Here is a 13,642-nt window from a genome sequence, read left to right as displayed (position 1 = left end):
CCACCGCAACCCGGCTTCCTCATGTCAGGTTCGGCTCAGGCCGCTCCTCCCTTGGGCCAGCGCAGCAGCGCTGCGATGCCCGCACCGTCCGGAAGAACGCCGGCCGGTACATAGCGGATGGATGCGTCGGTCATGGCCACGGCCCGCAGCAACACCTCGGGTGCCGGCCAGGATCCCAGGGCGCCTGCCCCCTCGACGTCGGAGTCCTCCGCCGCCAGCCAGGGTTCACCGCCCAGCGCCAGCAGTGACTGGTCGTCCTGGAATTCGGCGACCACGACCGTCGAGGCCTGGCCCTGCTGCAGCGCCCAGACGACTTCGTCGAAACCCAGCACCGCACCGGGTTGGGAGGCATTGGCCTGGTTGGAGATCCGTTCCGAGAGCTCGCGGATGTCATCCGCCAGCAGGGCGGCGACGTGGGCCTCGATGTCCTTCTCGACGGCTTGCGCGTCGGCTCCCCCGGTGCGCGTGTGCTGGTCAAGGGTGACGGTCAGCGCGCGGGTCGGCTCCGCCAGCTGGGAAAGAACCAGTTCGCGTGCCTTCGTGTCACCGGCGATGACCACCAACCGCGCCCGGGTGTCACGGGCGACCTCATCGATCAGGCGGGCGATCTCGTCGGCATTGCGCCGCCAGATCTCGCTGGTCTGGTGCTGGTTCTTGGACTCCTCATACCGACCCGGAACCCGCCGTGCGTGATGGGCTTCCTCCCGGTCGCCGGCGACCCGGTACTCTTCGGCCACCCCGGCCACCGCCGAGTGGCGCAGACGCACTTCGCCGCCGTCGCGACCGACTTCAGCCACGAGATACGGGAACTGTCCGCCGTGGGCCCGGGCCAAGGGGACCAGATTCGGGAATTCACTGCAGTCGATCTGGGGGGCTCCGGTCTTCACCCCCTGGACGAGTTCATCGAGGACGACCTTCCCGCCGTTGACGGCGATGAACCGGGACACGGGAGCCGGGCGGCCCTCGGCCGGGCGGAGCGCCGAGCGCATGGCCTCGATGTCAGCAGCACTGGCCTGCTGGCTTTTCAGCAGATGGGAGACCGTATCGGGCAGGGCATCGGCGGCTTCCTGGGCCGCCGTCGTGCCCAGCGAGGCATCTACGAAGGCCGTGCACCAGGGGCCTTCCTGTCGAAACAACGTGGCATCAATTCCGCTGGAACCTGCCCTATTGGCCATGGGGAAACTCCTTCCCACGCGACGCCTTCGCCGCGTGACTACTGGGTCCGTGAGCCCACCGTAGCATCGTGGCGGCGCAGCGAACAGGGCACGTCCGACGGATGAAAGCCGTGCGGTAGAGCCCTAGTCAGAGCCCCAGCACAGCCGTCGCGACCAGGAAGTACAGCACCAGCCCGGCGGCGTCGACGAACGTGCTGATGAAGGGGTTGGAGAACACCGCGGGGTCGGCCCGGATGGCCTTGCCGAGCAGCGGCATCATTCCTCCGACGGTGGCTGCCAGGGTGCATATTCCCAGCAGCGTCAGCCCGATCACCCAGCCCAGGGCCGGCGAATACACCAGTGCGGCCACCACGAACCCCGCGGTCCCCAAGAGCAACCCGAGCGTGGCCCCCACCCGGGCCTCGCGGCTGATCACCCGCAGGATGTCCCGTGTCCTGACATCCCCGACGGCCAGCGCGCGGGTGACCGTGGTCGCGGCTTGGTTCCCGGTGTTGCCGCCGGTGCCGATCAGCAACGGGATGAACAGGGAGAGGACGACCTGCTGCTCCAACGTCGCCTCGAACACGGAGAGCACCTGCACCGTCAGCGTCGCCCCCACGGCCAGGACCAGCAACCAGACGAGCCGCGACTTCACGATGTCCCAGATGCGCGCCCCCAGGTAGGGTCGGCGCAGCGGCTCACTGCCCGAGGTCCGCGCGGCGTCCTCGGTCTCGGCATCCTCGAGGATGCGCAAGGCGTCATCGACGGTCAGGATGCCCAGCAGGCGGGCCTCGGCGTCCACGACCGGCAGGGCCAGGACCTTCAGCTCGGCGCAGCGGCGGGCTGCGGTCTCCTCGTCCAGGGCCGCGGTGACGAATTCCGGGGACGTCATCACCCCACCGACCTGTTCGTGCGGGTCGGCCCGCAGCAGGTCCCGCAGGCTCACCACCCCGACCAGCGTCCGGCCCGCGTCGGTGACGGGAACGAGGTAGACCGTTTCGGCGTCGTCCAGGCCGGAACGCACCGCGGTGAGTGCTTGCTCGACGGTGTTCCAGGGGCGGGCGGCAACGTATTCGGGGCTCATCCGCCGGCCGATGGATCCCTGGCCGTAGCCCAGGACCACGTCGGTGAGCGCCCGTTTGCGCGGCGGCAGGCCGTGCATGAGCCGGCGGGCGACTGCGGCCGGCAGTTCGTCCAGCAAGGCCACCCGGTCATCGGGTGACAATCCGGCGAAGACCTCCGCGACGTCGTCGTCCCGCAGCGCCTGGACCAGTTCGGATTGCAGGCGGGCATCGAGTCGCTCGAAGATGGCCAGGGCGCGGTCCTTGCCCAACAGCCGGTAGGCGACGGCGCGGTCCCGATGACCCAGCCGTTCCAGTTCCTCCAGCGCCTGGGTGGTGGTCAGCCGGGCGATCACGGCGGCGGCGGCCGTCAGATCGTCGTGGTTCAGTGCCTGCTTGAGGGCATCGCTGGCGACGGCGATGTCCAGGGGGTGGTCCATGTTCATAATCCGGGGTCCCTCCGGGGTGCCGCCCTGCTGGACGGCTAGCTGATGGCGGCGCGCGGCGCCGGGAACTCGGGGTGGCCCGCAGCTCGTGCGGGCGCTGCTGATCGACCGTCGTCCATAGCGGTTCACCTCCATCGACCGGGCGCAGTCGGCACCGGGGCCGATCCTGCGTGCACGGGACGAAGCACCCCACGTCCGGGCTTCAGCACTGCAGGGCGTATCCGGGGAACCGGAAGCCGCTTGGGACCACCCCTTAATCCGGGGAGGTCTGTCCTGACCGTGGGCATCTCTGGATGTCGTGGGGTCAGCGGCCTGTGTCCGTGCAGAAGCCTCGCCTAACGATGTGCTTCACCCTCCACCCTAGCCGGGAGCTGTGGACGGGGCTAAACGCCGGTGGGAACCCAGTAGCGCAGCTTGGAATGGCCGGGAACCAGCTCGACGGCACCGTCCGGGACACCGCCTGCGCCCTCGATGACGCGCCGCGACGCGACGTTGGAGTCATCGCAGGTCACCAGCACCGCATCCAGGCCGTGCCGGGCCGCCAGGGGCAGCACCCCGCGCAGGAGCGCGCGGGCATGACCCCGACGGCGGAACCCGGGCCGGACGGCATAGCCGACGTGGCCGCCGATGGACGCGAGCATCGGAGTCAGTTCGTGCCGCAGCGAGATCCTGCCGATGAGCTGGCCCGCGGCCTCGGCGACCAGGAACGTGTGCGGGACGAAGCCCTCGGCGAGCTCCCTGCCCTGTTCCTGGGCGGCCAGGCGGGTGGCATACGCCGCGAAGTCCTCTCCGTCGTCGTACCCGAGCAGGAAATCGAAGCCGTCGGCGGCGAGTTCGGCGTGGGCGGCCAGCGCCTGGTCCTCGTCGCCGGGAACCAGGCGCCGCAGCCCCAGCCCGGTGTCCTGGGGTGCCCCTAGCACTCCACGACGTTCACCGCGAGGCCGCCCATGGCGGTCTCCTTGTACTTGTCGCTCATGTCCTTGCCGGTCTCGCGCATGGTGATGATGACCTCGTCGAGGGAGACGCGGTGTTCGCCGTCGCCCATCAGGGCCATCTTGGCGGCGTTGACTGCCTTGGAGGCACCGATGGCGTTGCGTTCGATGCAGGGGATCTGCACGAGCCCGCCGATGGGGTCGCAGGTGAGCCCGAGGTTGTGCTCCATGGCGATCTCCGCGGCATTCTCCACCTGGGCGGGGCTGCCGCCCAGGACCTCGGCGAGCCCGGCAGCTGCCATGGAGGACGCCGAACCGACCTCGCCCTGGCAGCCGACCTCTGCCCCGGAGATGGAGGCCTGCTCCTTGTAGAGCACGCCGACGGCGGCGGCGGCCAGCAGGAAGCGGACGATGATGTCCTCCTTGTCCGCTCCCGTGGCGTATTCGATGCCGGGCAGGTAGTGCGTGGCGTAGAACATGACGGCGGGGATGATGCCCGCCGCACCATTGGTCGGGGCGGTGACGACACGTCCGCCGGAGGCGTTCTCCTCGTTCACGGCCAAGGCGACGAGGTTGACCCATTCCTGCCAGTAGCGCGGGTCCCGGTCCTTGTCCTCCTTGCTGAGGCGTTCGTGCCAGTCGGGTGCGCGGCGGCGGACCTTCAGGCCGCCCGGAAGGATTCCCTCGCGGGCGATGGCGGAGTCCTTGCATTCCTCCATGACGGTCCAGATGTGCAGCAGGCCCTCGCGGATCTCCTCGCGGGTGCGGTAGGTGAGTTCGTTGGCCAGCATGACGTCGGCGATGCCCATCGAGCTGGTGGTGCAGTGCCCCAGCAGTTCCGCTGAGGTGCGGAAGGGGTAGGGCAGTTCCTGGTTGACCTCGTCGAGTTCGGCGGCGGCGGCCTCCTCATCGCCCTCGCGGACGATGAAACCCCCGCCGACGGAGAAGTAGGTCTCGTCCAGCAGGACCCCGCCGTCGGCGTCGAGCGCCTGGAAGCGGATGCCGTTGGTGTGCCGGGGCAGCACGGTCAGTGGATGCTGGACCATGTCCTCGACCGCGTACTTGAGGTCGTTCTGGACGCCGAGCTCGGCGCAGAAACGCAGCGTCCCGGTCTCCGCGATATCGGTCAGGCGTTCCTCGACCTGGTCCGGCAGGATGTTCTCCGGTTCGAAGCCCTCCAGTCCCAGCAGGACTGCGGTGAAGGTGCCGTGGCCACGTCCGGTGGCGGCGAGGGATCCGTAGACGTCGATGCGCAGATCCGCGGTGGCTGCGGCCAGCTGTTGCTCCACGAGTCCTGACGCGAAGCGCTGGGCGGCCCGCATGGGTCCGACGGTGTGGGAACTCGAGGGACCGATGCCGACCGAGAAGAGGTCGAAAACACTGATGGCCATGCTGGTACTTCCTTTGAACGAGAGGGGTGCGGAGGCGGCAGGGGCCGGATCCACGGGTAGGAGGAGGCTGGTGGGCCTCCCCCGGTGACACGTCGTCGAGGTGGTGGTGCGCAGCGGGCCCGGGGAAATCGAGTCCCCGGGCCCGCTGTCACGGCGTCCGACGACGCTGCGCGGCTCAGGAGAGCGGGGCCAGCTCCGGGTAGAGCGGGTGGGCCGCCGCCAGGGCGGACACCCGCTCCGCGAGCGAAGCCAAGACTGTCTCGTCGGCACCACCCTCGGCAGTGCCGGCCACCAACGCCTCGGCGATGATGTCGGCAACATCGGAGAACGCGGCTTCGGAGAAACCACGCGTGGCCAACGCCGGGGTCCCGATCCGCAACCCCGACGTCACCATCGGAGGACGCGGATCAAACGGGACAGCGTTGCGGTTCACCGTGATCCCCACCCGGGCCAACAAGTCCTCGCCCTGCTGGCCATCGAGAACCGAATCACGCAGGTCCACCAACACCAGGTGCACATCAGTGCCCCCGGTCAACACGCTGATCCCCCGCGCCGAGACATCCTCACCGGTCAGGCGTTCGGCCAGGATCCGCGCACCAGCCAGGGTACGGGTCTGGCGCTCGGCGAACTCCTGCGAGGCAGCGATCTTGAACGCGACGGCCTTGCCCGCGATCACATGCTCCAACGGACCGCCTTGCTGGCCGGGGAACACCGCGGAATTGACCTTCTTGGCCACGTCGGCGTCGTTGGTCAGGATGATCCCGCCGCGCGGGCCGGCCAACGTCTTATGCGTCGTGGACGACACCACATGCGCGTGCGGAACCGGTGAGGGGTGCAGTCCCGCGGCGACCAGGCCAGCGAAGTGGGCCATGTCCACGAACAGGTAGGCGCCGACCTCATCGGCGATCGCCCGGAACCGGGCGAAATCCAACTGCCGCGGGTACGCCGACCAGCCGGCAACGATCATCTTCGGCCGGTGCTCGCGCGCCAGCGCCGCCACCTGGTCCATATCGACCTCGTAGGAGGCCTCGTCGACCCCGTACGGGACGATGTTGTAGAGCCGACCGGAGAAGTTGATCTTCATCCCGTGCGTCAGGTGCCCGCCATGGGCCAGGTTCAACCCCATCACGGTGTCACCGGGACGGATCAGCGCGTGCATCACCGACGCATTGGCCTGGGCACCGGAGTGCGGCTGGACGTTCGCGAAACCGGCACCGAACAGGGCCTTGACCCGCTCGATCGCCAACGACTCGATCACGTCCACCTGCTCGCAGCCACCGTAGTAGCGCCGCCCCGGGTAGCCCTCGGCGTATTTGTTCGTCAGCACCGAGCCCTGGGCGGCCATCACGGCCTGCGCCGTGTGGTTCTCCGAGGCGATCATCTCCAGGCCGTCCTGCTGGCGGGCCAGCTCGGCATCGATCCGCGAGGCGACCTCGGGATCGAGCTCGGCCAATGAAGCCGTCAGGGACGGAGCAGCCACGGGTGCAGTCGTCGTGGTCACTCGACGTCACCGCCGTTGGCGGAGGCGTAGTCCGCTGCGGAGAGCAGCGGGCCTTCCTCGGAGACCTCGACGGTGAAGAGCCAGCCGTTGCCGTACGGGTCCTCGTTCAGCAGTGCCGGGTTGTCGATGGCCTCCTGGTTGAGTTCCAGGACGGTGCCGGTGACCGGTGCGTAGAGGTCGGAAACCGACTTGGTGGATTCGACTTCGCCGCAGGTATCGCCGGCGGTGATGGTGGTGCCGGCCTCGGGCAGGTCGACGTAGACGACGTCGCCGAGTGCATCGGCGGCGACCTGGGTGATGCCGACCTTGGTCGGGGTCGAACCGTCGACCCACTCGTGCTCGGCGGAGTAGCGGAGGGTGGAAAGAACCTTGCTCATGGTGTTGTCCTCTGTCTCGGGGATCCAGTACGGGTGGGCGTTACTTGTTGCGGGTGTAGAACGGCAGGGCCACGACCTCGAAAGGCTGGGGCTTGCCGCGCAGGTCGACGTCCACTGCGGTGCCGACCTCGGCCAGGGCGGCGTCGACGTAGGCGAGGGCGATCGGGTATCCCAGCGTGGGGCTGGGCTGGCCCGAGGTGACCTCGCCGACGACGTTGCCGTCCTTCATGACAGCGTAGTGCGAACGTCCGGCCCGGCGCCCGAGCCCCTTCAGTCCCACGAGCTTGCGGGCGGTGCCGTCGGCCTTCCTGGCCTCCAGGGCGGCGCGGCCCACGAAGTCCTCTTCCTTCTTGAAGGAGACGATGGGGCCCAGTCCGGCGTCGAACGGGGTGGTCTCCAGGGAGAGCTCGTTGCCGTAGAGCGGCATGCCGGCCTCCAGGCGCAGCGAGTCGCGGCAGGCCAGCCCCGCCGGGATGAGCCCGCGCTCCGTGCCGGCTTCCAACAGCGCATTCCACAGTGCCACGGCGTCGGCATTGGGGATGTAGAGCTCGAACCCGTCCTCGCCGGTGTAGCCGGTGCGTGCCAGCAGCACGTTGATCCCGGCGACGGTGACGTCATCTGCTGCGTAGTACTTCATGCCGGAGACCGTTTCGGCGTCCGCCTCGGCCACGAGGCCGAGCAGGATCGACTCGGCGAGCGGCCCCTGGATGGCCACGAGTGCCGTGTCGGCGGAGTCGTCGGTGACGGTGACGTCGAAGCCTGCGGCGCGTTCGGCCAGGGCAGCCGCCACCACGGGGGCGTTACCGGCGTTGGGGACCACCAGGAAGCGGTCCTCGGCGCGGCGGTAGGTGATCAGGTCATCGATGATCCCGCCCTCGGCGTTGCAGATCACCGAGTACTTGGCCTTTCCGACCTTCATGACCGCCATGTTGCCGGCCAGTGCGGTATTCAGGAACGTGGCCGCGTCGGAGCCCTCGACCCGGACCTCGCCCATGTGGGAGAGGTCGAAGAGTCCGGCGGCCTCGCGGACCGCCTGGTGCTCGGCGAGCTCGGAGCCGTACTTCAGCGGCATGTCCCAGCCGCCGAAGTCGGTGAAGTTCGCGCCCAGCTTCTCGTGTTCGCCGTGCAGGGGCGTCTGCTGCGGCGTGGTGGTGGTTTCGGTGCTCACGGGGAGTCTGCCTTTCGTCGGGTTCCGGGGATCCGGGTTAGTTCTCGAATGCCTCGGGAGGCGGGCAGGAGCAGATCAGGTTCCGGTCGCCGCCGGCCCCGTCGATCCGCCCCACCGGCGGGAAGTACTTGTCCTGGCGCAGACCCGGCACCGGGAAGGCGCCCTGTTCGCGGGTGTACTTGCGGTCCCACTCACTGGCCACGACCGCTGCAGCGGAGTGCGGGGCCAGACGCAGCGGGGATTCCTCGGCGGTGAAGTCCCCGGCGAGGACCTGGTCCATTTCCTTCTTGACGGCGATCATGGCCTCGATGAAGCGCTCGATCTCGGCCAGGTCCTCCGACTCGGTCGGTTCGACCATCAGCGTCCCGGCGACCGGGAAGGCCAGGGTCGGGGCGTGGAAGCCGTAGTCGATAAGCCGCTTGGCGACGTCCTCGGCGGTGATGCCGGTCTTGGCGGTGGCATCGCGCAGGTCCAGGATGCACTCGTGGGCGACCAGGCCCCGGTTGCCGGTGTAGAGCACGGGGAAGTACTCGTTGAGGCGGGAGGCGACGTAGTTCGCGGTCAGCAGCGCGTTCTTGGTCGCGTTGGTCAGTCCCTCGGCGCCCATCATGGCCACGTAGGCCCAGGAGATCGGCAGCACGCCGGCCGAACCGTAGGTGGTGGCCGCAACGGCGGTGCCGGTGCGATCGGTGGCGTCGCCGGCGGGTGCGCCGGGCAGGAACGGCACCAGGTGCTCGGCCACGGCGACCGGGCCGACGCCGGGTCCGCCGCCGCCGTGCGGGATGCAGAAGGTCTTGTGCAGGTTCAGGTGGGACACGTCGCCGCCGAACTTGCCGGGCTGGCCCAGGCCCACCAGGGCGTTCATGTTGGCGCCGTCGATGTAGACCTGGCCGCCGGCCGCGTGGACCTTGTCGCAGACCTCGCGCACGTCGGCGTCGTAGACACCGTGGGTGGAGGGGTAGGTGATCATGATCGCTGCCAGTGAATCGTGGTGGGCCTCGATCTTCGCGTCCAGGTCCGCGGCGTCGATGGTGCCGTTCGGGGCGGTCTTGACCACCACGATCTTCAGGCCGGCGAGCACCGCCGAGGCGGCGTTGGTGCCGTGGGCGGAGGCCGGGATCAGGCAGACGGTGCGGGCATCGTCGCCGTTGGCGACGTGGAACTGGCGGATGGCCAGCAGCCCTGCATATTCGCCCTGCGAACCGGCATTGGGCTGGATGGAGACGCCCGCGTAGCCGGTGATGGTGCTGAGCCGGTTCTCCAGATCGGTGATCAGCTGGCGCCAGCCCTGGGTCTGGTGCGCCGGGGCGTAGGGGTGGATGGAGGCGAACTCCGGCCACGACATCGATTCCATTTCGGCAGTGGCGTTGAGCTTCATGGTGCACGAACCCAGCGGGATCATGGTGCGGTCCAGTGCCAGGTCGCGGTCCGAGAGCTTGCGCAGGTAGCGCAGCATCTGGGTTTCGGAGCGGACCGAGTGGAAGATCGGGTGGGTCATGAATTCGCTCGAACGCACGACGGCGGAGGGCAGCGTCTGCGCTGCCCCGGCTTCCGCGCGCTCCACGGCGGTCGCCGCGTCGGCGATGCCGAAGGCCTCGGCGATCGCGACCAGGTGCTCCGTCGTGGTGGTCTCGTCGGTGGAGATGCCCACGGTGTCGGCGTCGACGCGGCGCAGGTTGATTCCGCGTTCCTCGGCTGCGGTGACGATTCCCTGCGCCTGGCCGGCGGCCTGGACCGTGAGGGTGTCGAAGAACGATTCGGACGCGAGTGTGAAGCCGGCGTCGGCCAGGACGGTGGCCAGCGTGCTGGCGCGCAGGTGGGCGCGGCGGGCGATCGCCGTCAGGCCCTCGGGGCCGTGGTAGACGCCGTACATCGAAGCGGTGATGGCCAGCAGTGCCTGGGCGGTGCAGATGTTCGAGGTGGCCTTCTCGCGGCGGATGTGCTGCTCGCGGGTCTGCAGTGCCAGGCGGTAGGCGGGCAGGCCGGCGTCGTCCTTGGAGACCCCGACCAGGCGGCCGGGCAGCGAGCGCTCCAGGCCCTTGCGCACCGACATGTAGGCGGCGTGCGGGCCACCGAAGAACAGCGGGACGCCCAGGCGCTGGGTGTTGCCGACGGCGATGTCGGCGCCCTGCTCGCCCGGGGGGACGATGAGGGTCAGCGAGAGGATGTCGGCGGCGACGGTGACCATGGCGCCGCGTTCCTTGGCTGCGGCGATGACCGCTGCCTGGTCGACCACGCGACCGGAGTTGCCCGGCTGCTGCAGCACGATGCCGGAGATCTCCCCCTCGGGCAGGCCGGCCGAGAGGTCGGCGATCTCGAGTTCGAAGCCCAGTGCCCGGGCACGGCCCTGCACGACGGCGATGGTCTGCGGGAAGAGGTCGGCGTCCAGCACGGTCTTGGCGTCGGCCTTGGACTTGTTGGCGCGGCGCATCAGCAGCACTGCCTCGGCAACGGCGGAGGCCTCGTCCAGCAACGAGGCATTGGCGATCGGCAGCCCGGTCAGATCCGAGACCATGGTCTGGAAGTTCAGCAGTGCCTCGAGGCGGCCCTGGGAGATCTCCGGCTGGTACGGGGTGTAGGCCGTGTACCAGGCCGGGTCCTCCAGGACGTTGCGCAGGATGACCGGCGGGGTGAACGTGTCGTAGAAGCCCTGGCCGATCATCTGCGTCTTCATGATGTTCTTCGCGGCGATGGCGCGCAGGTCGGACAGGACCTCGGCCTCGGAGCGGGCGGCGGGCAGGTCCAGCGGGGCCGACTGGCGGATGTCGGCGGGGACCGCCGTGTCGACGAGGTCATCGAGGGTCGCGTAGCCGAGGTGCTTGAGCATCGTCGCGGTGGCGTCACCGCGGGGTCCGATGTGGCGGTCGGCGAACGCAAGCTCGCCGACGGGGCTGGTGGTGGGACGGGCCGTGGTCTCGGTCATCAGGGGAACTCCAAGTGTGGTCGGTGTGCAGTGCACGCCGAATGAGCTTCGGTTCCTCCCCGACTCTGTATTGGACCTGAGAGATTCCGCCGTGCCCGGTGTCCCGGACGTGGCTTGCACCGTCGGTGAGCAGGCCCCGCGGGGTGCTGCTTCTTTCCAGAGTTGCCTCAGCGCGGCGGTACGGATGCCTGAGAGATTCCCGGGGAGGGTATTGCTCCTACGGCGCCCGCCAGTGGTTCTGAACGGGACTCTCCCGCCGCATGTCATTGGCGTGTGTCCTCGCGGACACGTCTCCATGATACGGCGAGATCCACGCCACAGACAAGCTGCGGTGGCGAACCCGCCGGTTTTGTAACCATGCATGAGGGTGCAAAAATATGAGCCGACCCCTTCCACCACCGGCCGTTGCCGCAATCCGGCAACCACCACCTGACCCGGGCCCCTCGAGCCCGTTGAGGACGCGCCATGCAGGCTTCCGCCAACCACCCGGCCCCGGCCTCCCGGCCCCGCCTCCCGCTGGGACGGCAGTTGCTGCTGCGCAAGGACGTCGAGGCACTCAGCGCCGAGGCCGGACACGGCTCAGGCAGCGGCACCATGCGCCGCACGCTGGGCGTGCTGCAACTGACGATGATCAGCGTCGGCGCCACCCTGGGAACCGGCATCTTCGTGGTCCTGGGCTCCTCCGTGCCGTTGGCAGGTCCCGCCGTCTGGATCTCCTTCACCATCGCCGGGATCGCCGCCCTGCTGGCGGCGCTGTCCTATGCGGAAATGGCAGGTGCAGTGCCCGTTTCGGGGTCCAGCTACTCCTACACGTACGCGACCATGGGCGAGGGCCTGGCCTGGATCTGCGGCTGGTGCCTGATCCTCGAATACGGGGTGTCCGTGGCGGCCATTGCCGTGGGTGCCGGCGAATACGTCAACGAGCTGGCCTCGACCTTCAACGTCGAGTTGCCCGCCGCCCTGACCAACCCGCCGGGGGCCGACGGCGGCGTGTTCAACATCCCCGCCGTGGTCGTGGTGGTGCTGGCCATGGTCCTGCTGATGCGCGGCGCCAAGGAGTCCGCCACGGTGAACACCGTGCTGGTGTTCCTGAAGATCGCCGTGCTCATCTTCTTCGTCGTGATCGCTTTCAGTGCGTTCAACACCGGCAACTTCGCCCCGCTGCTGCCCATGGGCACCGCGGGCGTCTCGGCAGCTGCCTCGCGCCTGTTCTTCTCCTACATCGGCTTCGACGCCGCTTCCACCGCCGGCGAGGAGGCGGTGAACCCGCAGCGCGACCTCCCCCGGGCCATCATCGCCTCGATGATCATCGTCACCGTGCTCTACATCCTGGTCGCCGTCGCCGCGGTGGGAGCGAAGGACTGGCAGTGGTTCGTCGGCAAGGAGGCCGCCCTGGTGCAGGTCCTGGAGGAGATCACCGGGCAACCCTGGGTCGCACTGGTCTTCGCCGTCGGCGCGGTGGTGGCCATCATCAGCATCGTCATCACCGTCCTGTACGGGCAGACCCGCGTGCTGGTGGCCATGTCGCGCGACGGCATGGTCCCGCGGGTGTTCGGCAAGCTGAACCCGCGCACCGGCACCCCGGTGCTGAACACGCTGATCACCGGAGGCACCATCGCCCTCACCGCGGGGGTGGTTCCGCTGGGCCAGCTGGCAGACGCCACCAGCATCGGCACGCTCTTCGCGTTCAGCCTGGTCAGCCTCTCGGTCATCTACCTGCGCCGGAACCGCCCGGATCTGCCGCGCACGTTCCGCGTACCGTTCTACCCGGTGACCCCGATCCTGGCCGTCGCCGGCTGCGTGTTCCTGATGGTCAACCTGGGCGGCATCACCTGGGTCGTGTTCGGACTCTGGATGGTGCTCGGCGCGGGTGTCTACCTCGCCTACGGCCGGCGGCGCTCCACGGTCGCTTCGAGGCACGACGTCGGAGCCACCTCCCGCTCCTAGCCCAGGGCCCCGCTGCTCCCGAGCCAGGTCCCGATGAGGAACGTGGCGCCCAGAGCCAGCACGCCGCCGATGACCACACGCACGATCGGTCGCGCCATCGGCGCCCGCCCCAGGTAGGCGCCCAGGCCTCCGGTGACCGCCAATGCCACCAGGACCGCGGCGAAGGTCACGGGGATCTTCAACGCCGCGGGCAGCAGCACCGCGGTGAGGAAGGGCAGCAACGCCCCGACGGTGAAGGAGACCGCTGAGGCCGCCGCGGCATTCCACGGGCTGACGACCTCGTCGGGGTCGATGTTCAGTTCGGCGTCCAGATGCGCGGCGAGCGCGTCGTGGGCCGTCAGCTCCCGGGCGACCGTCGCGGCGGTTTCGGCGCTGAGTCCGCGCCGTTCATACAGGTAGGTGAGTTCGGAGAGCTCCTCGTCCGGCATCTCCTCGAGTTCGCGGCGCTCCTGGGCGATCAGCGCCTTCTGCGAGTCGGCCGAGCTGGAGACCGAAACGTACTCGCCCAGCGCCATGGAGACCGCACCGCCGATCAAGGCCGCGGCACCGGCGGTCAGAATGGGGCCGGTGGCGGTCGTTGCCCCGGCGACGCCGACCACGACAGCCGCCGTGGAGACGATCCCGTCGTTGGCGCCCAGCACCCCGGCACGCAGCCAGTTCAGGCGTTCGGCCAGTCCGGCGGATTCGTGCGGTTCATCCGCATGGGGTGCGGGTTCCGGCAGGCTGCTCATGCGACCTAGTC

General features: G+C 69.0%; 10 protein-coding genes and 2 riboswitches. Of the genes, 1 reads left to right on the top strand and 9 read right to left on the bottom strand.

Annotated elements, in window-relative coordinates; genetic code table 11:
- Window positions 1–35: 35 nt before the first annotated feature.
- The 8 genes from ABD088_RS09315 to gcvP form a co-directional block, all read right to left on the bottom strand.
- Window positions 36–1,175, bottom strand: a complete 1,140-nt coding sequence (locus tag ABD088_RS09315) for a baeRF2 domain-containing protein (protein ID WP_343901646.1) — start codon at window positions 1,173–1,175, stop codon at window positions 36–38.
- A gap of 127 nt (window positions 1,176–1,302) precedes the next feature.
- A complete protein-coding gene (gene mgtE, locus ABD088_RS09310; RefSeq protein ID WP_343901645.1) occupies window positions 1,303–2,655 on the bottom strand; it encodes a magnesium transporter in 1,353 nt (450 codons plus the stop codon).
- Between the two features lie 185 nt (window positions 2,656–2,840).
- Window positions 2,841–3,011, bottom strand: a riboswitch (M-box (ykoK) riboswitch).
- Window positions 3,012–3,044: 33 nt separating this feature from the next.
- The gene (locus tag ABD088_RS09305) at window positions 3,045–3,581 is read right to left on the bottom strand and encodes a GNAT family N-acetyltransferase (protein WP_343901644.1); all 537 of its coding nucleotides are present in this window, start codon (window positions 3,579–3,581) and stop codon (window positions 3,045–3,047) included.
- Window positions 3,575–4,984 carry an L-serine ammonia-lyase gene (locus ABD088_RS09300; RefSeq protein WP_343901643.1) on the bottom strand — a complete coding sequence of 470 codons (1,410 nt, stop codon included), beginning with the start codon at window positions 4,982–4,984 and terminating at the stop codon, window positions 3,575–3,577. Before ABD088_RS09300 ends, ABD088_RS09305 begins: the two co-directional genes overlap by 7 nt.
- A 175-nt stretch (window positions 4,985–5,159) precedes the next feature.
- Entirely contained in the window at window positions 5,160–6,464 is a 1,305-nt protein-coding gene (gene glyA, locus ABD088_RS09295) for a serine hydroxymethyltransferase (RefSeq protein WP_343901642.1), read from the bottom strand.
- 17 nt (window positions 6,465–6,481) lie between these two features.
- Entirely contained in the window at window positions 6,482–6,862 is a 381-nt protein-coding gene (gene gcvH, locus ABD088_RS09290) for a glycine cleavage system protein GcvH (RefSeq protein WP_343901641.1), read from the bottom strand.
- A gap of 40 nt (window positions 6,863–6,902) precedes the next feature.
- Window positions 6,903–8,030, bottom strand: coding sequence for a glycine cleavage system aminomethyltransferase GcvT (gcvT, locus tag ABD088_RS09285; protein WP_343901640.1), 1,128 nt, complete (start codon window positions 8,028–8,030; stop codon window positions 6,903–6,905).
- Between the two features lie 37 nt (window positions 8,031–8,067).
- Window positions 8,068–10,953 (bottom strand): aminomethyl-transferring glycine dehydrogenase, encoded by a 2,886-nt coding sequence (gene gcvP / locus ABD088_RS09280; RefSeq protein ID WP_343901639.1) that lies wholly within the window; start codon window positions 10,951–10,953, stop codon window positions 8,068–8,070.
- A gap of 166 nt (window positions 10,954–11,119) precedes the next feature.
- Window positions 11,120–11,219, bottom strand: a riboswitch (glycine riboswitch).
- 199 nt (window positions 11,220–11,418) lie between these two features.
- On the opposite strand from gcvP, the gene ABD088_RS09275 reads away from it, so the two are divergent.
- Entirely contained in the window at window positions 11,419–12,900 is a 1,482-nt protein-coding gene (locus ABD088_RS09275) for an amino acid permease (protein ID WP_343901638.1), read from the top strand.
- On the opposite strand, the gene ABD088_RS09270 is transcribed toward ABD088_RS09275, so the two are convergent.
- Window positions 12,897–13,631 (bottom strand): VIT1/CCC1 transporter family protein, encoded by a 735-nt coding sequence (locus tag ABD088_RS09270; protein ID WP_343901637.1) that lies wholly within the window; start codon window positions 13,629–13,631, stop codon window positions 12,897–12,899. The two genes, ABD088_RS09275 and ABD088_RS09270, sit on opposite strands and share 4 nt — an antisense overlap.
- Between the last annotated feature and the right edge of the window lie 11 nt (window positions 13,632–13,642).

This window comes from Arthrobacter rhombi (assembly GCF_039526245.1).
GTDB classification, from domain to species: domain Bacteria; phylum Actinomycetota; class Actinomycetes; order Actinomycetales; family Micrococcaceae; genus Arthrobacter_H; species Arthrobacter_H rhombi.
Note: the sequence above shows the minus strand (reverse complement) of the source record. Positions and strands in the feature narration are given on the sequence as shown.

Excerpts from the sequence above, each read along its gene's own strand:
- ABD088_RS09315 (WP_343901646.1), bottom strand. The coding sequence starts at position 1,175 with ATGGCCAATAGGGCAGGTTCCAGCGGAATTGATGCCACGTTGTTTCGA.
- mgtE (WP_343901645.1), bottom strand. The coding sequence starts at position 2,655 with ATGGACCACCCCCTGGACATCGCCGTCGCCAGCGATGCCCTCAAGCAG.
- ABD088_RS09300 (WP_343901643.1), bottom strand. The coding sequence starts at position 4,984 with ATGGCCATCAGTGTTTTCGACCTCTTCTCGGTCGGCATCGGTCCCTCG.
- gcvH (WP_343901641.1), bottom strand. The coding sequence starts at position 6,862 with ATGAGCAAGGTTCTTTCCACCCTCCGCTACTCCGCCGAGCACGAGTGG.
- gcvP (WP_343901639.1), bottom strand. The coding sequence starts at position 10,953 with ATGACCGAGACCACGGCCCGTCCCACCACCAGCCCCGTCGGCGAGCTT.
- ABD088_RS09275 (WP_343901638.1), top strand. The coding sequence starts at position 11,419 with ATGCAGGCTTCCGCCAACCACCCGGCCCCGGCCTCCCGGCCCCGCCTC.
- ABD088_RS09270 (WP_343901637.1), bottom strand. The coding sequence starts at position 13,631 with ATGAGCAGCCTGCCGGAACCCGCACCCCATGCGGATGAACCGCACGAA.